At 38.4% G+C, this 19891-nt stretch carries 23 protein-coding genes and 1 pseudogene; 8 read left to right on the plus strand and 16 right to left on the minus strand.

Annotation, left to right across the window (positions count from 1 at the left end; all coding sequences use genetic code 11):
• Window positions 1-79: 79 nt before the first annotated feature.
• Window positions 80-877 (plus strand): hypothetical protein, encoded by a 798-nt coding sequence (locus tag J8L71_RS12830; protein ID WP_211000882.1) that lies wholly within the window; start codon window positions 80-82, stop codon window positions 875-877.
• Window positions 878-962: 85 nt separating this feature from the next.
• On the opposite strand, the gene J8L71_RS12835 is transcribed toward J8L71_RS12830, so the two are convergent.
• From J8L71_RS12835 to folB, 3 genes are read right to left on the minus strand one after another with little or no spacing between them, the layout of a single operon-like run.
• Window positions 963-1763, minus strand: a complete 801-nt coding sequence (locus J8L71_RS12835) for an undecaprenyl-diphosphate phosphatase (RefSeq protein WP_211000883.1) — start codon at window positions 1761-1763, stop codon at window positions 963-965.
• Window positions 1760-2248, minus strand: coding sequence for a 2-amino-4-hydroxy-6-hydroxymethyldihydropteridine diphosphokinase (folK, locus tag J8L71_RS12840; protein WP_211000884.1), 489 nt, complete (start codon window positions 2246-2248; stop codon window positions 1760-1762). The genes J8L71_RS12835 and folK overlap by 4 nt, the downstream gene beginning before the upstream one ends.
• On the minus strand, window positions 2249-2608 hold the full coding sequence (folB, locus tag J8L71_RS12845; RefSeq protein WP_211000885.1) for a dihydroneopterin aldolase: 360 nt from the start codon (window positions 2606-2608) through the stop codon (window positions 2249-2251).
• 231 nt (window positions 2609-2839) lie between these two features.
• On the opposite strand from folB, the gene plsY reads away from it, so the two are divergent.
• Window positions 2840-3448, plus strand: coding sequence for a glycerol-3-phosphate 1-O-acyltransferase PlsY (gene plsY / locus J8L71_RS12850; RefSeq protein ID WP_211000886.1), 609 nt, complete (start codon window positions 2840-2842; stop codon window positions 3446-3448).
• Between the two features lie 2 nt (window positions 3449-3450).
• On the opposite strand, the gene tsaD is transcribed toward plsY, so the two are convergent.
• From tsaD to J8L71_RS12865, 3 genes are read right to left on the minus strand one after another with little or no spacing between them, the layout of a single operon-like run.
• Window positions 3451-4464 (minus strand): tRNA (adenosine(37)-N6)-threonylcarbamoyltransferase complex transferase subunit TsaD, encoded by a 1014-nt coding sequence (tsaD, locus tag J8L71_RS12855; protein ID WP_211000887.1) that lies wholly within the window; start codon window positions 4462-4464, stop codon window positions 3451-3453.
• Window positions 4465-4500: 36 nt separating this feature from the next.
• Entirely contained in the window at window positions 4501-5091 is a 591-nt protein-coding gene (locus J8L71_RS12860) for a YjaG family protein (protein WP_211000888.1), read from the minus strand.
• Window positions 5084-5434 (minus strand): DUF2007 domain-containing protein, encoded by a 351-nt coding sequence (locus J8L71_RS12865; RefSeq protein WP_211000889.1) that lies wholly within the window; start codon window positions 5432-5434, stop codon window positions 5084-5086. The genes J8L71_RS12860 and J8L71_RS12865 overlap by 8 nt, the downstream gene beginning before the upstream one ends.
• Before the next feature lie 85 nt (window positions 5435-5519).
• Here J8L71_RS12865 and J8L71_RS12870 point away from each other — a divergent pair, with 85 nt between their 5' ends.
• The 3 genes and pseudogenes from J8L71_RS12870 to J8L71_RS12880 all read left to right on the plus strand — a co-directional run bounded on the left by J8L71_RS12870 (window position 5520) and on the right by J8L71_RS12880 (window position 7906).
• Window positions 5520-5942, plus strand: a complete 423-nt coding sequence (locus tag J8L71_RS12870; RefSeq protein WP_211000890.1) for a DUF2721 domain-containing protein — start codon at window positions 5520-5522, stop codon at window positions 5940-5942.
• A gap of 376 nt (window positions 5943-6318) precedes the next feature.
• Complete coding sequence (locus J8L71_RS12875; protein ID WP_211000891.1) at window positions 6319-7203, plus strand: LysR family transcriptional regulator; 885 nt, start codon at window positions 6319-6321, stop codon at window positions 7201-7203.
• An 83-nt stretch (window positions 7204-7286) separates the two neighbouring features.
• Window positions 7287-7906, plus strand: a pseudogene (locus J8L71_RS12880) (2OG-Fe(II) oxygenase).
• 34 nt (window positions 7907-7940) lie between these two features.
• On the opposite strand, the gene ubiA reads toward J8L71_RS12880, so the two are convergent.
• Window positions 7941-8819, minus strand: coding sequence for a 4-hydroxybenzoate octaprenyltransferase (gene ubiA, locus J8L71_RS12885; RefSeq protein ID WP_211000892.1), 879 nt, complete (start codon window positions 8817-8819; stop codon window positions 7941-7943).
• Window positions 8816-9355 (minus strand): chorismate lyase, encoded by a 540-nt coding sequence (locus tag J8L71_RS12890; protein ID WP_211000893.1) that lies wholly within the window; start codon window positions 9353-9355, stop codon window positions 8816-8818. The genes ubiA and J8L71_RS12890 overlap by 4 nt, the downstream gene beginning before the upstream one ends.
• 156 nt (window positions 9356-9511) lie before the next feature.
• On the opposite strand from J8L71_RS12890, the gene J8L71_RS12895 reads away from it, so the two are divergent.
• Window positions 9512-9910 carry a flagellar basal body-associated protein FliL gene (locus tag J8L71_RS12895; protein ID WP_211000894.1) on the plus strand — a complete coding sequence of 133 codons (399 nt, stop codon included), beginning with the start codon at window positions 9512-9514 and terminating at the stop codon, window positions 9908-9910.
• A 4-nt stretch (window positions 9911-9914) separates the two neighbouring features.
• On the opposite strand, the gene glpG is transcribed toward J8L71_RS12895, so the two are convergent.
• From glpG to J8L71_RS12925, 6 genes are all read right to left on the minus strand, one after another.
• Entirely contained in the window at window positions 9915-10733 is an 819-nt protein-coding gene (gene glpG, locus J8L71_RS12900) for a rhomboid family intramembrane serine protease GlpG (protein ID WP_211000895.1), read from the minus strand.
• Window positions 10730-11047: a thiosulfate sulfurtransferase GlpE gene (gene glpE, locus J8L71_RS12905; protein ID WP_211000896.1), complete on the minus strand. Its 318-nt coding sequence runs from the start codon at window positions 11045-11047 to the stop codon at window positions 10730-10732. Before glpE ends, glpG begins: the two co-directional genes overlap by 4 nt.
• A 67-nt stretch (window positions 11048-11114) precedes the next feature.
• The gene (gene tdh / locus J8L71_RS12910; RefSeq protein WP_211000910.1) at window positions 11115-12140 is read right to left on the minus strand and encodes an L-threonine 3-dehydrogenase; all 1026 of its coding nucleotides are present in this window, start codon (window positions 12138-12140) and stop codon (window positions 11115-11117) included.
• A gap of 50 nt (window positions 12141-12190) precedes the next feature.
• Window positions 12191-13384, minus strand: coding sequence for a glycine C-acetyltransferase (locus tag J8L71_RS12915; protein WP_211000897.1), 1194 nt, complete (start codon window positions 13382-13384; stop codon window positions 12191-12193).
• A 157-nt stretch (window positions 13385-13541) separates the two neighbouring features.
• On the minus strand, window positions 13542-14102 hold the full coding sequence (gene gmhB, locus J8L71_RS12920) for a D-glycero-beta-D-manno-heptose 1,7-bisphosphate 7-phosphatase (protein WP_211000898.1): 561 nt from the start codon (window positions 14100-14102) through the stop codon (window positions 13542-13544).
• Window positions 14102-15160 carry a glycosyltransferase family 9 protein gene (locus J8L71_RS12925; protein ID WP_211000899.1) on the minus strand — a complete coding sequence of 353 codons (1059 nt, stop codon included), beginning with the start codon at window positions 15158-15160 and terminating at the stop codon, window positions 14102-14104. The genes gmhB and J8L71_RS12925 overlap by 1 nt, the downstream gene beginning before the upstream one ends.
• A 124-nt stretch (window positions 15161-15284) precedes the next feature.
• Here J8L71_RS12925 and J8L71_RS12930 point away from each other — a divergent pair, with 124 nt between their 5' ends.
• Window positions 15285-16007 carry a 3-deoxy-D-manno-octulosonic acid kinase gene (locus tag J8L71_RS12930; RefSeq protein WP_211000900.1) on the plus strand — a complete coding sequence of 241 codons (723 nt, stop codon included), beginning with the start codon at window positions 15285-15287 and terminating at the stop codon, window positions 16005-16007.
• On the opposite strand, the gene J8L71_RS12935 is transcribed toward J8L71_RS12930, so the two are convergent.
• Complete coding sequence (locus tag J8L71_RS12935) at window positions 15996-17078, minus strand: glycosyltransferase (RefSeq protein WP_211000901.1); 1083 nt, start codon at window positions 17076-17078, stop codon at window positions 15996-15998. The genes J8L71_RS12930 and J8L71_RS12935 overlap by 12 nt on opposite strands.
• A complete protein-coding gene (locus J8L71_RS12940) occupies window positions 17078-18148 on the minus strand; it encodes a glycosyltransferase family 1 protein (protein ID WP_211000902.1) in 1071 nt (356 codons plus the stop codon). The genes J8L71_RS12935 and J8L71_RS12940 overlap by 1 nt, the downstream gene beginning before the upstream one ends.
• 211 nt (window positions 18149-18359) lie before the next feature.
• On the opposite strand from J8L71_RS12940, the gene J8L71_RS12945 reads away from it, so the two are divergent.
• Window positions 18360-19865: a capsule assembly Wzi family protein gene (locus J8L71_RS12945; protein ID WP_211000911.1), complete on the plus strand. Its 1506-nt coding sequence runs from the start codon at window positions 18360-18362 to the stop codon at window positions 19863-19865.
• Window positions 19866-19891 lie beyond the last annotated feature (26 nt).

Genomic DNA, 19891 nt, shown 5'->3' on the forward strand with positions numbered 1-19891 from the left:
ATTGACTGTGTATTACTTTTATTCAATTATTATCAATGTTATAAATCACCAAACCATTTAATTTTTAAAAGGACTTATAATGAATAAACTATTACTTTTAGCCTGTATTTTTATTTCACATAAAAGCTTTTCTTTAGAGCTTGCTAAATACCCTATTGAACTGAGTTCCGGGCAAGGCACTAATGTAATCATCGCTCCTACAACAGATAAAAAACAAGCTTTAGTGAAGGTTACTGGTATAAATCACGATATTGATGGCATTGTTTTCCTAACCGACTTAAAACCTCATGGCAGTAATAGTGCCTATAAATACACATTTGATGGTACAGAGCGAAGTCTAGTTAGTGTTGATGATGGGTATCGCTGTTGCTCCTATACTCTTTATATTCCAGATACACGCGATGGTACATATTTATCAAAAAAAGAAGAATCAAATCCTGCAATAGTTGAAGATTTAAAAGCCCAATACGAACAACAGTTAACTAAAGGCATTCAAGTGGAATTAGCTAATTTTAATCGTGAAAAACATCTAAAATACCAGCAGAAAAATATCTCTGCTGCTAATGATCTGGTAAATAAACAATGCGGGCTAAAGATAAAAACAAACCTTAATTGGGAAAGCATTAGTGATGCTAATCTTAAGGAATATGCAGTTGGGTCCTATTGCGCACAAGTTGCTAAAGAAATGGCCTATATGTGTGAGAACAGTAAAAACTTTAAAAACTTTAAAAACGATATAGCACAATTTAATAACATAGAATGCAAATTCACAGATGAATTAAAGCTGCGAAAAAATGGTAATACAATAATATTTAAAACAGCCCCAAAAGCCCCTAACCAAGGCGAGTTTATCAAATCTTATTTACTAAATTTATAAACTAAAATCCGCCAATTAAAAAAGCACCTTAGGTGCTTTTTTGGTTTACTAATTTGGTTGGTTTATACCAGTTCAATTAATGTTTTTATAACGTTAAAAATACAATTAACCCTACACCAAGTAACAACCTGTAAATCACAAATGGCAACATTCCCATTCGCTCGATTATTTTTAAAAACATAAATATACATGCATAAGCTGATAAAAACGAAAGCACTACACCTAGTAATAATGTGCTCCAATCAACTACGTGGTCACCTAGTGCAAGCTCAGCAGTGTAATAAAGGCCCATCATAGAAATAATAGGTATTGCTAATAAAAATGAAAAGCGCGCAGCGCTTTGCTTATTCATGCCTAGCATTAAACCAGCAGTCATGGTGATACCTGAGCGAGAAGTTCCTGGGATCATGGCAACAGCTTGTGCAAAGCCGATAATAAGTGCCGTTTTCCAGTTAAGCTGATAAATCGTTTTAATTTGCTTGCCCTTAGCATCTGCGTACCAAAGCAATAAACCAAATACGATTGTGGTGGTTGCTATTACCCAAGCACTGCGAAGATAAAGCTCAACAAAGTCTTTTAAAAGCAAGCCCAATATAGCAGCAGGAATAGTACCAAGAATAATCCACCAACCTAATTTACTATCATCTGTAGTACCTTGTTCACCAAACGATTTAAACCAAGCACCCAGTATATCGGCAACTTCTTTTCTAAAATAAATGACTACGGCGATTAATGTACCTACATGTACTGCCACATCAAAAGCTAAACCTTGATCTTCCCAGCCTAATATTTGCGAAGGTAAAATTAAATGTGCTGAGCTTGAGATAGGTAAAAACTCAGTAAACCCTTGTATCAGGGCTAAAACAATTATTTCTATAATACTCATGGGTTAGAAAACTCCACCTTCCATAGCTTTTGTTTAGGGTTGTTATACTCACTCCAAAGCTTGGCTATGGTTTGCTTAGCTACAGGGTGATAAAAGTTTGGCGCCACTTCAGACAATGGCTGAAGAACAAATGCATTTTTTGTAATTTCGTCACGTGGTAATTGTGCTGGAGAGTCGCAAATAACATCATCGTAAAATAATAAGTCTAAATCGAGAGTACGAGGGCTAAACTTTTTATCATCTGCGTTACGCCCATTATCTCGCTCTATTTGCTTTAATAACTTACATACATTTTCAAGTGGCATTGACGTAGACGCAGCAACTACCGAGTTATAAAAGTTATTGCCTGCAAAGCCGACTGCCTCACTTTCATAAACAGAAGAATGCACTAAATCAGAAAAGTGCTGTTCAAGCGCCACAAGCGCACAGCGAATATAATGTGCTTTATTTATATTTGAGCCTAAGCTGATATAAATTTGCGCCATTTAGCTCATGGCCTTAGTGCGAGTAATTTCAACACCCACCGTATTGGCTTGGGCAACAGCTGCGGGCTTGCTCACTTTAATTGTTACCTGCGGCGTATTAAACTCAGTCAGTATAATTTTAGCTAATTGCTCAACTAACGTTTCGAGCAATTCAACGGGCTTAGCTGTTGTGTGCTCTATTACACGCTCACTTACTTTTGCATAATCGAGCGCTAAATTAATGTCATCACTTGCAGCTGCAGGTTTTATATTGCTGAGCATTTCAATATCAAAATAAAGGCTTTGTTTACTTTCTTTTTCAAAGTCGTACACTCCAATAATTGTGTCGACGTGTAGCTGAGATATAAATACCTTATCCATTGATACTCCAAATAACACTAAACAACTCAGCAAACATATAAAGCATCAATGAAATTAATACTGTATATGGTTTAACCAGTGTTTAAATATGTAAAAATAACTTCTACAATAGCAAAATGGCTAAGTTAACTGAAAAAATATAACAGTTATAATTTTTACGATAAATTTTGCCGTCAATAATAGCTTAAAAGTGCTACCAATGGGTATAGTAATTCAAAAATAAGGGGCCTTGTGTTAACCATTTTATTGTTTGTTTTAGCCTACTTACTAGGGTCGATTTCCTCGGCTATTTTAGTATCACGGTTATTCAAACTACCCGATCCACGTAATAGCGGTTCTAATAACCCCGGTGCTACCAACGTATATCGTTTAGGTGGTGCTTTTCCTGCATGCTTGGTATTGGTTTTTGATATTTTAAAAGGCACTATCCCTGTTTGGGGCGCTTACTTTTTAAAGCTTGAACCTTTAGAGCTTGGCTTAGTGGCTGTAGCTGCATGTTTAGGGCATATGTACCCTGTATTTTTTAGTTTTAAAGGCGGAAAAGCAGTCGCGACGGCATTTGGTTCATTGCTACCGATTGGATTATCTCTGGCTGGTTTATTAATTTGTACTTGGTTGGTTATTGTTGCAATAACACGTTACTCTTCTCTTGCTGCGCTTGTAGCAGTCTCTTTAGCGCCACTATATACTTGGTTAATAAAACCGCTTTACACCTTGCCTGTGGCGTTTATTACGCTGTTAATCATTTTTCGCCACCGCACTAATATAATTCGTTTATTTAGCGGAGATGAACCAAAAGTGGGCGCTAAAAAAGCCCCCACTGATAACAAAAAACACTAGCTTTAAATAGCTTGTAAGCTATCTATTGGCCAACGTGGTTTTGTTTTCATATCTAGGCTAGCAAATTGGCCGGCCTTTAAACGCTGCATACCAGCATAAGCAATCATCGCACCGTTATCTGTGCAAAACTCTGTGCGAGGATAATATACTTGCCCTTTCATACCGTGCATTACGCGCTCTAGCTGTAAACGCAACTGTGTATTTGCACTAACCCCACCGGCAATAACTAAACGTTTAATACCCGTTTGTTTTAGCGCCCGCTTACATTTTATTACTAAAGTATCTATTACTGCAGTTTGAAATGCATGAGCTATATCTGCTTTTGTTTGCGCGTCGTCGTCATTTTCACGAATAGCAATAGAAGCAGCTGTTTTGAGTCCGCTAAAACTAAAGTCAAGGCCGGGTTTATCTGTCATTGGACGCGGAAAAACAAAACGCTTTGCAACCCCTTGTTCTGCCATTTTAGCTAAGCGTGGGCCTCCTGGGTAATCAAGCCCTAATAATTTCGCCGTTTTATCAAACGCTTCCCCTGCTGCATCATCTACCGACTCACCAAGTACTTCGTATTGCCCAATGCCTGCAACTTTCACCATCATGGTGTGGCCACCAGACACAAGTAAAGCAATAAAGGGAAATTCAGGTACGCTTTCTTCAAGCATAGGCGCAAGTAAATGCCCTTCCATGTGATGCACAGCAACAGCTGGAATGTCCCAACCATAAGCTAAAGAGCGACCAATAGAAGTACCAACGAGTAAAGCACCAACCAAACCAGGGCCTGCAGTATAGGCAATACCGTCTAAATCTTCAGGGCCGCAACCAGCTTGCGCAAAAGCTGCGTCAATAAGGGGTAATGTTTTACGAACGTGATCGCGCGATGCAAGCTCTGGTACTACACCACCATAATCTGCATGTACTTTAACTTGGCTGTATAATTGGTGAGCCAATAAGCCTTTTTCATCATCGTAAATCGCAATACCGGTTTCATCACACGATGACTCAATGCCTAAAATTCGCACTGTACTTCTCCTGCCTTTTATCACTACTTAATGTGTTTATAACGCCAAACCAATATTAGTTTGTCCATCTGCAATAGCTTGCTTTTTAAGTGCTTTAACGTTTTCTGAGGTAATACGTCCCATATTTTCAACAAAGTCGATTAGCTCCCCGAGCACGTCAATTTCGTATTGCATTAATGGGTGTTCGCGCACTGCTTTATTGTCAGCTATTTCGCCTTCAACAGTCATTTGGTACTCAATAAAACGCGCCACTGTAGCCTGTGATATTTTACTTACGCTGATAAATTCTTGCTCGTCTTGTCCCATAAGGCCATGCATAAGGCTTAATAAAGAGGTCGCCGCATCTATTGCAGGGTAAGTACCAAACATATCAAAGTCAGCAAGTTCAGGAACATTCGGCTCAATTTTTTCAACTTGTTTTTCAAGATCAATTTTACTTTTAGGTAATAATATTTTTTCCCAACAAACATTAAGTGCACTACGCAATAATGCTTCATCACCAAAACCTGTAGCCTCACTAAATAAGCCATAGTTTGGTAACATACGCTCAATTAAAGCACTTGCTAACACAGCCTTTTGTAAGTAGTTTAGCTCTCTAATACGTTGAAAATTATTCGCTTTAGTCATTCTTTACAGTCTCACATGACCAACAGAAATCAAATGTTGATCCATTATGCTCATTGCAGTTAGGGCATACCCAATCTGGAGCGGATTGTTTTACTTGCTGATAGTTTACCAATATTTCGCGCGCGTGGCGCTCTTTTATCGCATAAACCTGCACACTAACTTGGGTTTGCTCAAACGGGATTTCACCTAACGCACCTTGTAACATTTCACCTTGAATTTGACACTCTATGCCAGCACTCAAAATAAGCCCTTTTACAATATTTGCTTCAAGATTATTGTCGGCTTTATAGAGTGTTACCCAATGAAATGCATTTTGAGAATTATCTGTATTAATATTTTGCAATTATCACCTCATTTGTTTTGCGTTTACAATATCCTACGATACTCTACTAAGTTGTATAGTAAGTAACTTTTTTAGGATAAAAACAATGACTCTAACAACCCCTGGCTTACTTTTTCCGGCAATTTCACTTTTGTTACTTGCTTATACAAACCGATTTTTAGTTTTAGCGCAATTAATTAGAGAGTTAAATTCGCGAGAAGGTGAATCAATACGTCCTGTAGTTGTTGCTCAAATTACTAACCTGAGAAAGCGAATAAAGCTAATACGTACAATGCAAGTGTATGGTGTTGCCTCATTTTTACTGTGCACGCTATCAATGTTCGCATTATTTATTGAATTTAACACTACGGGTATTATTTTGTTTGGCGTAAGTTTAGCTTGCTTAAGCTTGTCGCTATTAACTTCACTTTTTGAAATACACATATCTTGTGATGCTATTGAAATAGAGCTGCAAAGCATTGAAAACAAGCCATTAAGTAATAGAGTAAATCGTAACTTCGTAAAGTAAAACTTAGGTAGAGCGAACAACTTTTAATGATAACGATGCCTGGTGGTACTTTCCTTTTAGAAATATACTTTTTCATTATTTAGAATAGTCAGCTTGTTTTTTACTACTAACTTACTGACTAAAAATAACTTTTAAATATTATTCGTTGTATAAAAATAAATAAATAATAATGAACAACTAGCCTTTGTTAAATAAGGCAATACTATTTGGTCGCTTTTCTCTTTAATTAATACTTAAAGGGGGGTATCCTGCTTTTAAGATGCATAAATCTGCAAATGTATTTCAGTATTAGATTTTTACTTATTTTTAGTATGGAAATTAGTAACAATTTGATGCTCGTAGTAACTACGACTTACTTATAAAAAGGGACTATAAAGTGAGATTTGAACAATTAGAGCAATTTGTAGCGCTTGGTGTGTTACGTCATTTTAGACAAGCTGCTGAACAAACCCAAATCAGTACTTCCGCGCTTACGCGCAGCATTCAAACTCTTGAAGATGAAATGGGACACGAACTAGTAAAACGTTCAACCCGTTCCGTTAAATTAACGCCTGAAGGTGAACTTTTCCTAGATTACGCCAAAAACACGCTTAGCGAACTTGAACTAACTAAAAAACGTATTTTTGAATCAGTGAATGGGAATGTCAACGAAAAGCTAGTAATTGGCTATACCAACAAAGCAAGCAGTGTAGTACCTATTTCATGTGGGCAATTTTTGGCGCAGTACCCTCATATTAAAATTGAGATGCAGCTGCAAGATCAACAAGAGCTAACTCGTAAACTGCAACAAGGTGAAATAGATATAAGCGTTTATTCGCAAGCCATAAATAGCATTGGTAGCGATATCCACCTTCCAGATCAACTCGTTTTATTTGTTTCAGCAAATCACCCTCTTGCACACAAAAACGATATTAGTAAGCAGGATCTTGATAGTTACCCTATGTATGGCTGCTTTTCTCAATCGAAACAAGTCCAAACTATGCTAAATGAATCTATTGACTCTTTAAATAAATCGTCAAGTATAAAAGTAGGTAGTATTGAGCAGGTAATTGCCGGTGTTGTAAAATCTAATCACTTTGCAATTGCGAGCATTGAGCATGCAAATACGATTGCTGAGCACTCAAACTTGGTGCAATTAAAAACGAATAAAGACTTAAGCCATCAGCAACTTGTGGTACAAACAAGTCAACAAACAGCGATTAGTGAGCATGTAGAGCATCTACTGTCACTTATAAAAAAAGCGGGTACTACATTTAGCTAATAAAAAAAGTGCGGCATAATAAACAATAGTCTTTAGCTATTTTTAGGCTACACTGTCGCACTTTTTTTAAACAACTGACATGAATGAACACACTTTTTAGTTCCGATGTCTATTTAGATGATATAGAACACCAAGGTTACGTCATAATTCATAATGCGCTTGTTGCTGAATTAATTAACGAGTTAGTAGCCGATTGTCACCGAATAAACCCTCACTTTAGTCTTGCTGGTATTGGCCGTTTAAACGATTTACAAATAGATAAAACTATTCGTAAAGATAAAACCTACTGGTTTGATGGCAGCTCTCAAGCACAGCTTACCTATCAAGCCATTATGCAAAGTATAAAAACAACACTAAACCGTACTTTTTTTATGGGGTTATTTGATTACGAATGCCACTATGCAAAGTACACTTATGGGGATTTTTATAGAGAACATATAGATGCATTTAAAGGGCGCTCTAATCGCGTATTTACAACGGTGCTTTATTTAAATACACCTGAGCAAGGTGGTGAACTTGTTATTTATAAACCTAAAAGTAAGGAAGTAGAAATAACGATTAAACCAACCGCAGGCACATTAGTTATGTTTGAAAGCGAGCGCTTTGCTCATGAAGTATTACCCGCCGTTGATGAGCGTTACTCTATAGCCGGATGGTTTAGAAAAACGCTTCTATAAGCGGTATTATAGACCCACCAAGGTAGTAATAATAAGTAGTTTAAAGCCTGCCTAGAAGCTTTAAACTGCCACTGGATAAGAAACGAGTAACCCTATAAAAATAGCTAAGCCCACATAATGATTATTTAAAAATGCTTTAAAGCAATCACTTCTATCGCGCTTATGAATAAGTGTTTGCTGATAAATAAGTAAGCCTGCAGCAACACTCAATCCAACCCCAAATGCCACGCCTAAATTGTTACTTAATCCAACAAAAGCAACAATTGCGACAAATACAGCATTTAATATAAAAATAATATGGCGATCCAATTGACCAAATAAGATAGCTGTAGACTTTACCCCTATTTTTAAATCGTCATCTCTATCGACCATTGCATACATAGTATCGTAGGCTACGGTCCAGCAGATATTAGCAATGAATAATAGCCATGCTTGCGGCGGTACAAAATTAATTGATGCCATATAGGCCATTGGAATTGCCCAGCCAAACGCAGCACCTAAAACCACTTGGGGTAATTGAGTATAACGCTTCATAAAAGGGTAACAAAATGCTAAAGCAAGCGCCCCAAACGACAATAATATAGTGTTTATACCTAGTAACAGCACGAGTACAAAAGCAATGATAATAAGCAGTGCAAATAAGCTTAATGCTTCACCAGCGCTTACTTGCCCAGTAGCGAGTGGCCGCCCAGCAGTGCGCTTAACGGCTCCATCTATTTTTCTATCTGCAAAATCGTTAATAACGCAACCGGCGCTGCGCATAACAACCACTCCAAGTGTAAATACAATAAAATTAAGCAAACTAGGCATACCGCTATTGGCAAGCCATAAAGCCCAGTATGTAGGCCACAAAAGTAATAAAGTACCTATTGGCTTATCAATACGCATTAGTTGAATATAAAAAGGAATATGCTTGATATGCAACGTGGCTAATTTCATGAGTACAAATACGCTCCTGGTAAAAATACTTCGCACACTAAAAATTTATATTCGTGTAGGGAAAAAACACTACGACGCCCTAAAAGATCTCTGTTTGGTAAGTTTAGCAACGTCACTAATTGTTGTATTGAATGAGAGAAGTTGAAAGAGGCTATTTCTATTTCTGTGCGCTTTAATGCAGGGTCTTGAAAAATCACATCCCCTAACGGACGCTCCCCAATATTATGCAACGGATTGCTTGCATCACTTTTAGGTAACCAGCTTTGAGCATATACCATAGGTACGTTATCGCACAGTAAAATAACTTCTCGATTAATTGCTGTTTGAGTAGCACAACTTAGCAAATGTTGTTGCTCAGGACTTAAAGTAAATAGTTGCTCACTTAACACTTTCACACTAAATATTTGTGATTTACTTTTTAATTTAGCGGTTAAAGAATTTGGCTCAAATAGCCATTCTTGTTCAGCAGAAGATAAATCACTTACAGATGAAGTGGGCTGCCAATTAGCAGAAATAGACAAGGGATAAGTAATCACAATAGCTCGATAAAATAAAAACCAACGCGATGATAACATTGCCAAAGCATTTGAAAAAGTGATGTTTTATTGCCGATAAATAATTGCTTGGCGCTGTTTATTACCTACTATTAAGTATAAACTATTTATAACTGGTTTACGGAAACGCACTGAATTATGAAAAAAATAGTACACGCATGTATTTTTACAGTTTTAGCTAGCATAATGAGTCTGACTGCCCGTGCGGAGTCGAGCGTAGGATACTTTGGTTTTGAGCCAGATATAATCACTAACTATATTGGCGCCTCTAGTAAAAAAATGGGCTATGTACGGGTTACTATTGATTTAATGCTAACCGATACTTCAGACATTGCTATTGTTGAGCACCATACACCATTACTGCGTGATGCCTTAGTTGAAATACTATCAAAAGAGCCTGAAGAAAAAATAAAATCGTTAACTGGCCGTGAAGAGATCAGAGCAAAATGTGCTGAAAAATTAAAAATGTTACTCAAAGAAGAAACAGGTCAAGAGATCATCCGTGAAGTCTTGTTTACTAAATACCTGTATCATTAGAGAGCTATTTATTTGCATTAAACATATTAGCGGTAAACGCATAGGCCATGCCGCTTAAAAGCCCACCTAAGTGCGCCCAGTTTGCCATACCAACAAATAACACATCAGCAAAACCAAGTACTAACCAAATTAACATAAAGCCAATAATTGGCGTACTAACAAGCGCTGGCTGCTTTGGATTTAAATAGCTATGGATCCAGCAAAAGCCTAATAACCCATATACCACACCACTTAAGCCACCAAAATTGGGGCCTACAATTAGGTACTGAGCCCAGTTGCTAATAAGCGCAGTTACAACAAAAAGTCCTACTAAGCTAATTTTCCCACACTGTTTTTCAATATTATCACCAAGCGACATCCACCAAATTAAATTAAACACTAAATGCATAGCACTAAAATGCACGAGTGCAGGCGTAAGCCAACTTAATGGCTGAGCTGGATTAAACTGAAGTACTGTATATATTTGCTCAAAGCCACCCAATAAAAATGCAAAATAAATAATTACACTTATGATACTTACTGCTTGGTTCAACCAGCTAAGCGCTTTAAACCGAGCCATTAAATTTAGCGACTGACCTTGATAAGTAAGCCCTGATTGCGTACTTCCCACATCCCAAGAGGCTTGCTGATAGCGCACATGATTAGGGTTTTGTACAAACTCATCCCATAAAGGTTGTACTTGATGAAAATGCTCAGGATTAACGCTAATTATTACAGTGCTACCATCAGAGGAACTTAATTGCCCTTGTAAACCTTGGCTTTTTAAATAATCTATAAAGCCTTGTGCGGCGCGCGGGTTATTTAAACTGCCAAGCTCAATCATCTCTCTACTTTCTCACTATATGCAGCTTCCCATGCAGTAAAACCGCCGTCCATACTGTATACATCTTCAAAACCTTGCTCAACTAAGTAACTTGCAGCACCTTGTGAGCTCATGCCGTGGTAGCAGACTATAATAATAGGTTGGTCGAACTCTTTTTCCATCATAAATTGAGCTATATTTGCGTTTGATAGCGCTTCAGAGCCTGGAATATGACCTGCTTGATACGAATTTTGATCGCGTATATCTGCAATTACTACGTCTTCTTTATCTAGCAGATCATGCGTTTGCGCAATAGAAATATGTTTAAATGCCATTGAAATCTCTTTAATAAATTAAATAAAAAAGGCGGCCATAGCCGCCCTTCTTGTAATTTTTGTGGAATTAATCCCAGTTTAAAATTACTTTTCCTGACTGACCTGAAATCATCATATCAAAGCCAGCTTGGAAGTCATCTACAGAATATTGATGCGTAATAATTGGATTCAAATTTAGGCCTGATTGGATCAAACTTGCCATTTTGTACCAAGTTTCAAACATTTCACGACCGTAAATACCTTTGATCACTAAACCTTTAAAAATAACTTGGTTCCAATCTACCGCCATATCTGATGGCGGAATACCTAACATGGCAATTTTACCGCCATGATTCATGTTATTAAGCATAGAATTAAATGCACTTGGCACGCCTGACATTTCAAGACCAATATCAAAGCCTTCTGTCATGCCTAAATCGATCATTACATCTTCAAGCTTTTCGTTGGCTACATTTACAGCACGTGAGGCCCCCATTTTACGGGCAAGTTCTAACCGATATTCATTTACATCAGTAATTACTACGTGGCGTGCACCTACATGTTTTGCAACGGCTGCAGCCATAATACCAATTGGGCCTGCGCCTGTTATAAGGACATCTTCACCTACTAAATCAAACGAAAGTGCTGTGTGTACAGCATTGCCAAACGGGTCAAAAATAGACGCTAACTCATCAGAAATGTTATCTGGAATTTTAAACGCGTTAAATGCAGGGATCACTAGGTACTCTGCAAAAGCGCCTTCGCGGTTAACGCCAACACCTGTGGTATTACGACATAAATGAACACGCCCAGCACGGCAGTTTCGACAATGCCCACAAGTAATATGGCCTTCGCCAGATACGCGGTCGCCAACAGCAAAACCACGAACTTCTTGTCCCATATCAACCACTTCACCTACATATTCGTGGCCAACTACCATAGGAGTAGGAATCGTTTTACTTGCCCATTCGTCCCATTTGTAAATATGGACATCGGTTCCACAAATAGCCGTTTTGCGAATTTTAATAAGCAGATCGTTATGGCCAACTTCTGGTTTTGGCGCATCTGTCATCCAGATACCCGGCTCTGCTTTTAATTTAGATAATGCTTTCATCATTAACACTCAACTAAAAAACCGAGGACTGGCCTCGGTTTATAAAAAATTTAAATAACACCCATTTCTTTACCAATACGGGTAAAGGCAGAAATTGCGGTATCTAATTGCTCAATGCTATGCGCTGCTGATATTTGCGTACGAATACGGGCTTGGCCTTTTGGTACAACTGGGAATGAAAAACCAGTTACATAAATGCCTTCTGCAAGTAATTTATCAGCCATCAGTGATGCCACTTTAGCGTCGCCTAACATAACAGGGATAATTGCATGGTCTTTACCTGCACAGGTAAAGCCTGCAGCTTCCATTTGCTCACGGAAGTATTTAGCGTTTGACCAAAGTTTAGCGCGAAGTTCACCGCCATTTTCTAGCATTTCTAGTACTTTAATAGATGCTGTAACAATCGAAGGAGCTAGTGAATTAGAAAACAAGTATGGACGAGAGCGCTGGCGTAACCATTCAACAATTTCTTTTTTACCAGAGGTGTAACCACCTGATGCGCCGCCGAGTGCTTTACCTAGAGTACCAGTGATTATATCTACTCGGTCAAGTACGTTACAGTACTCAGGTGTACCCTTACCGTTTTCGCCAACAAAGCCAACCGCGTGAGAGTCATCAACCATTACAAGTGCGTCGTACTTATCGGCTAAATCGCACACGGCTTCTAAATTACAAATTACGCCGTCCATTGAAAATACGCCGTCAGTGGCTATTAGTTTTGTTTTAGCACCGGCTTCGTCTGCAGCAATAAGTTGTTTTTCAAGATCGGCCATGTCGTTGTTTGCATAACGAAAACGCTTAGCTTTACATAAGCGTACGCCATCAATGATTGATGCATGATTTAATGAATCAGAAATAATGGCATCTTCCGCACCTAAAATTGTTTCAAACAAGCCTGTGTTAGCATCAAAACAAGAAGAGTATAAAATGGTATCTTCAGTTTCTAAAAAACCACTAATTTTTTGTTCAAGTGTTTTATGGATATCTTGTGTGCCACAAATAAAGCGTACCGATGCAACACCAAAACCATGATCGTCTAACCCATTTTGAGCTGCTTTAATTAGCTCTGGGCTATTGGCTAAACCTAGGTAATTATTGGCGCAAAAGTTGATTACTTTGCCTGATGCAACTTCTATCTCTGCTTGTTGCTGAGACTTTATAATACGTTCGTTTTTATACAAACCTTCGGTTTTTACGTCTTCAATTTGCTGCTGTAGCTGGCTAAAAAAAGCAGATGCTCTCATCTGTGGTCTCCATTTAATTGAACGGGTAAACAGGTACTGTTTAATATGGTGGGTATTGTAAAAGTTTCATGAGTAAAATGCACGGTTTGCAGTTTATAGAAAACATGCGAATTGGCAGGAATTCCTGCCACTTTACACGCGAATAAACAGGTGAGGGTTATAGGGTTATAAACGCAGGTAAATCATTTATTGAATCAATTACTAAGTCAGCGTGTTGCTTTGCGTTTTCATCAAAGCATTGACCTGAACGTACAAGAACGCGTGTAGCAATATGCGCCTTTTTTGCAGCTTGCATATCGCTAAGTTTATCGCCAACCATAATGCAGTGCTTGGGGTTGATGTTATGCTCTTTAATTCCTTGTAGTAACATTCCAGGGGCCGGCTTTCTGCAATCACATTGCTTTAAATATTCGGGCAACGCTTTTTTAGGGTGATGCGGGCAAAAATAGACATCGGCAATTTTAATGTCGTGGTTACTAAATTGCGTTTTCATCCACTGGGTAAGCGCTATAAAATCAGCCTCGGTATAATAACCACGCCCAATGCCTGATTGGTTTGTAACAACTATAATTTTATAGCCCGCATCATAAAATTTTTTACAGGTGCTAAAAATACCATCAATAAATTCAAACTTTTCACTTTGATATACGTAGCCGTGATCTACATTTACAACCCCATCACGGTCTAAAAAAAGCGCTTTATTTTGTTGTAAACTCATCACAGTGACTCTTTTTTTACAACATGGTCGAACATTGCTTTAACGCTATTTATGGTTATTTGACTCATTAAATCGTCACCTTTAACGCGGGTGCCCCACGGTACTTGCTGCGCAGTTTTACCTGTTTGTTTGAGTAAATTTTGGTGATAAACCTCAACTACGTAGTCTTGATATAAATAAGGGCCTGTGCGTGCTGGGTTTGAGTGGGCATATAAACCAATAACAGGCGTGCCAACGGTTACCGCCATGTGAGCCGGGCCGGTATCTGGGGCTAGTACTAAATCAGCTCTTTTTAAAACGCATAACAACTCTTTAAGTTTTGTTTTACCAACAAGATTTAAAATAGGACTATTACAGTGTTTTATAATATTGTCTGCTAAGTTAATTTCAAGCTCGGTAGGTCCGCCCGTTAAAATAACGTTAAAACCCTGCTCGTTCGCGTAATCAGCAAGTGCGGCATAGCGTTCAGGCAACCAATTACGCTGAGCTTTACTTGCAGCTGGTGATATAACAAATAGCTTGTTGGCTAAATACTCTTGCCCTAATAACTCATCGGCTTTGCTTTGATCTTGTGCGCTATAAGGCATCTGCCAAGAAGGCATATAATCATCTACGCCAATTGCATTGGCAAAACCTTTAAAGCCCTCTAATACGTGTGCCTCATTCTGTGGGGCTATACGTTTATTTATAAATAAGCTGTGCAGCTCTTTTGAGCGGGACCAATCAAAGCCTAATTTTACTTTTGCCGGAATACAGCGCGCAACAAAGCCTGCTCTTATTGCCACTTGCATATTAAGAAGTACATCAAACTGCTTGCCTTTAAAGGTGTTTTTTAATTTTTTTAGTGCATCCTTACCTTGTTTTTTATCAAAAACCACCAGCTCAACACCTGGTAAATCAGCAAGTAACATGGCTTCTATTTTACCCATTACCCACGTTATTTTTGCATTAGGGTGCGCTTTTTGAATTGCTTGAACAGCACTCACCGCATGACATACATCACCAATAGCAGAGAGTCTTAAAATACAAATAGAGGAGTAATTAGGCACTTGAGTCACGCATTCCGTTAGGCTTTAAATAAGTATGCTGGGATCTTAAATTATACTCGCGTTAATGCAAGCACTTATCCTGCGCCATAAAACACGTTAATATAGACCTCTTATTGAATTATTTTAACGAGCTATGTTTAAAACACTAACGCAAGGCAAGCACACTATTTTAAGCCACCCAGATTATTTTAACCTTATTGATATAAACTGGTTTGATGCAAATTATTGGCAACAGCAAAATAAAATAGTAGGCGCTAAAAAAGGTCGTGCTACAGCATGGTTTTTTAAACACGATAATTTAACCGCTGTACTTAGGCATTATTGGCGTGGCGGTTTGGTTGGCAAGGTATTAAGCGATCAATACTTTTATCCAGGCCTTGAAAGCACCCGAGTGTATAAAGAGTTTAGCTTAATGATTAAACTTATTGAGCTTGGCCTAAATGTGCCAAAGCCCATTGCAGCTAAAGTATCTCAAAGTGGTTTGATTTACCGAGGAGATATAATTACACAAGCCATAAGCGGCGCTAAAAGCCTACTCGACATTTTAATTGAGCGTCCTTTAAATAGTAGTGAGCTTGAAAATATAGCCAACACTATTGCGCAATTTCATAAAAAAGGGGTGTATCATGCCGATTTAAATATCAATAATATTTTATTTAATGATAAAGACGACGTATATATTATCGATTTTGACCGAGGTGAAATTAAGCAGCCAAACGCACAGTGGCAGCAAGCTAATATAGCTCGCCTTGCGCGTTCATTTTTAAAAGAACAAGGCCGTAATAATAACTTTTACTGGCAAAGTAACGACTGGGAAACTTTGCATACTCTTTATAAACAAAAACTAACGACGTAAAGCTAAATACTCCTGGGCAACGTGTTCAGCACTCACTTTTTGCAAAATTTCCGCATTTTCTACATTAGGTTTATTTGCTAAAACTTGCTTTATTTTAAGTGCTAATTGTTCGCTATTTCTTATAGGTACTAAGTAGTTAGCCAGTTCGCCAGTTAATATTTCGCTTGGTCCAAAGGTGCAGTTAGTACTTACTACAGGCGTACCTACGGCTAGTGCTTCGAGTAAAACGTTACCAAACCCCTCAAAATCAGAGCTTAAAACTAGCGCCTGCGCGTGTTTAATCCAGTTATAAGGATTTTGCTCAAACCCTGGCACAATCAGCTGTTCTTCAATGCCGTACTCTTTTGCAAGCTTAAATGCCTTTGCTGGTTTATTACATAAAAGTACCAATTTGTATTTCTTATCAAGCTTTGCAAATGCTTTAAATAAAATATCGTGGCGTTTTTGCTTAGCTAAACGACCCACATGAATTAAATAAGGAGAGTTTGGGATTTTCGTATTAAGCTCATCAGACTGGCGCTTGATATCTTCTAAATTAAATGGATTATAAATAGTGGTTATTGCACTTGGCATAATTAAATCGCCTTGGGTGATTTCTTGCTCTACCCCTTTTGATACACAAACTAGTGACTTACCATTTAAGTTTTGCTTTGATTTTTTAAGATAGCGATATGAAAACGGCCCTAACTTTTTTTGCCTCGCAAGCTCTGCATTTACTGAGTTATGCATAATAAAATGCACATTTTTAACTGCACTTTTAGCGAGTAAATTATTACTTCTATCAAGGTTTGAAAGCACTAAATCTATCGCGCCTATTTCCTGCTGTTTAGAACTAAACCAGGCCTCTAACTTTGCTACGCTTTTATTTATCTTCCAAAAACGGTCTACTTTAGTCGCTTTATCAGAAAATAAACTTTCAACCTTTAATTGCTCACGAATTGTATATTCAAATTTATTAGCTAAAGACAATATGGTTACACAATGATCCTTAATAAGCTGCTCGGCAAGGGTAAGCATTACTTTTTCAGCGCCGCCACCCGCTAAAGAATCTATTACGATTACAACATTCACTATTTTGCCTCCATCAGCATTTTTTTTACACCTTGGGTAATAACTTTATATCCTTGTGCGGTTTCAAACTGAGAGTATTTATTTAAAAGCTCTTCAAAATGAGGCTCTAAAAGTAGATCATTTACTTTACTCACAATGTCGCTTTTATCAAAACTAGCTTTAAGTACTACACCTGTACTTTCACAGCTAGTTAGACGGTCATTCTGATCTTTTGAAATAGCACAAGCAACAGTAGGAGTTTTCACAGCAATAGCTTGCAATAGGGTATCGCCTGCACCTAATAGTGCAAATTTAGCTTGTTCCAACAGCGATAAAAACTCACTGTTATTCATACTTGGGAGACTAATTACGGCACTCGATTTTGGTAAAGTTTTACTATAGTTAGGGCCAAAGATCACTATACCCTTTAACCCTGTCTTAGCCGATACTTGCTCTGCAGCAGCAAAAAAAATATCTGCGCAATTTTCGCCATTGAATATATGGCCTCCAGATCCTGCACTAACAATAAAATAATCTTTTTTGTCGAGTTTATAACTATCTAAAACTTGCTGAGTTTGTTGCTTTGAAGAAAACGCGATATAAGGCCCCACATTTTGGGGCATAGCTAGCGAAAACATATCTATTTTGGTTTTTTCTGCCCAGCTAAGTGGCTCAATACAATAATCGGGTTGCACTACCCAATGACTATCTATTAAATTAATACGATTAAGTTTTAAGCCTTTAGCACGTTTTTTTGCGTGCTGAGAAATAAACACTACTTTTGCGCCGACTTTTTTAGCCGCCTTCATATGTGCAGCGCGCCCTGCACAGTCAAAGATTACAACATCTGGTTTATATTCCGTTATAAATCGACATACCTTATCAAGCTCTTTTGTTGGCGAATGTTCAAGTAAAGTTGTGTCAAATGGGCAGCTTTTTGCGTAAACAGCATGCTTATTTAAAATAAAATGTATATCAAGGGGATTTGAGCATTCGCTTTCAAGGCTTTGAGCTAACAACAACGAGCGCATGTATTCACCAATTCCTTGCGGTGATGATACGGGTATAAATATAAGTCGTTTATTGCTCATTGCATTCTCTATTTCCTATTTGTACAGCAGTATATCAACACCTTAGTTTTTGCGATAGATAGGTTACATTTTTATACATTAAATTAACGCTATTCTTTTGATTATTTACTGCAATAGCCGCACGAGGTTGGTAAACTTAGTCGCAATCTCAATCACAAGGATCTGAACTTTGCGAAATAGAATCTTTCTACTTTCTTCTCTTTTTTGCGCTATGAGCGCATCAGTAACAGCAGAGCCCTGGGTAAAACCAGACGACTACGGTCTCAGAGCCGATATTCAACAGCTCGCTGATGCTGGTGTTATTTTAGCGCCCGTAACCACCTATCCACTAATGTGGAAAAGCTTTATTGGCGAAGTTGAATCTACCAAGCTTGAATTGTTAGCACCAAGCCTACAGGATGCTCTTCTTCGCGTAAAACACCGTTATAAATCAGAAAATAGTAGCTCGCACAGTGTGCAACTTTCTGCGTTTGCCGCATCAGACCCAATTGTAGCCACCAGTTTTGGGGCCACCAACACACAAGAATCTGAGCTTTCAGCAGCTTACGCCTACCTTGGTGATAATTTTGCAGCTAAAGTTGCTATAAACTACCGAAATGACGGTAAGCAATGCTTAGTTGATGGCAAAACAATAGATGATATAGCCGCAAATGATCAAGCGCTTGAAGATTGTAATGACACCTCTCTTGACGATAGCTATTTAGCATATCGCTTAGGGAATTGGATTTTTAGAGCTGGCGCAGTAGAACAGTTTTGGGGACCCGGTGTTGATAATAGCTTAATCATGTCGGGTAATGCTAAGCCTTTACCTGCCTTTAGTGTTACGCGTGAGCAAAGCACGGCATTTGAAACGCCTTGGTTAAGTTGGCTTGGTCAATGGAGCTTTACCGCCCAAATGGCAAAGCTAGAATCAACCCGTGTAATACCTGATGCGCTACTTTGGAGTAGCCGTGTTAATTTCCGCCCTGTCCAACAGCTTGAAGTTGCCTTAAGCTGGTCTGCGCAGTGGGCCGGTGAAGGTCAACCAAGCTCAGCAGGTGACTTTATTGATGTTATCACTGGACAAACGCTCTGTGCTGATGGTAATGACAGCTGCGATAGTGCCTTAGATTCTAAGATAGGTAATCAGCTTGCCGGTATTGACGTTCGTTGGTCTGATACCTTATTTAGTCACCCGTATGCCATTTATGCCAGTACAATTGGCGAAGATGCCAGCTCTCAATTCAAACCAGCCGATCGCGCTTACTTATTTGGTGTACAAACGACCCAACGTATTTACAGCCAAAATATACTCGTGAACGTAGAATACATAGACACAGGTGTATCTTGCTCAGCAGAATCAAACAATGAAAACTGCTATTACGAACACACAGATTATAAATCGGGCTATCGTTACCATGGACGCACCATAGGTTCAACCTTTGATAACGATGCACAATCAGTGGTATTAACAGTGCTTGGTCAACTTTCAAACGGCGATGACTGGCAAGTAAAGCTTCGTAGTGTTGATTACAACAGCGATAATCGTGACCGCTATCCTAGTAATCCAGATTTAGGTAATACAATTACTAAAACGGGTTATAACTCAAAACAGGTTGAACTGCGTTACAGACAGCTTGCAATGGGTGGACGTTTAACACTGGGCGCTTTTGCATCAAACAATGATGGCGCTGAAAACGACACATCAGCGTTTGCTAAGTACGAATATAACTTTTAAAAAATTGTATGCGTAATAATAAAAAG

Source organism: Pseudoalteromonas sp. MMG007 (genome assembly GCF_018100985.1).
Taxonomy (GTDB): Bacteria; Pseudomonadota; Gammaproteobacteria; order Enterobacterales; family Alteromonadaceae; genus Pseudoalteromonas.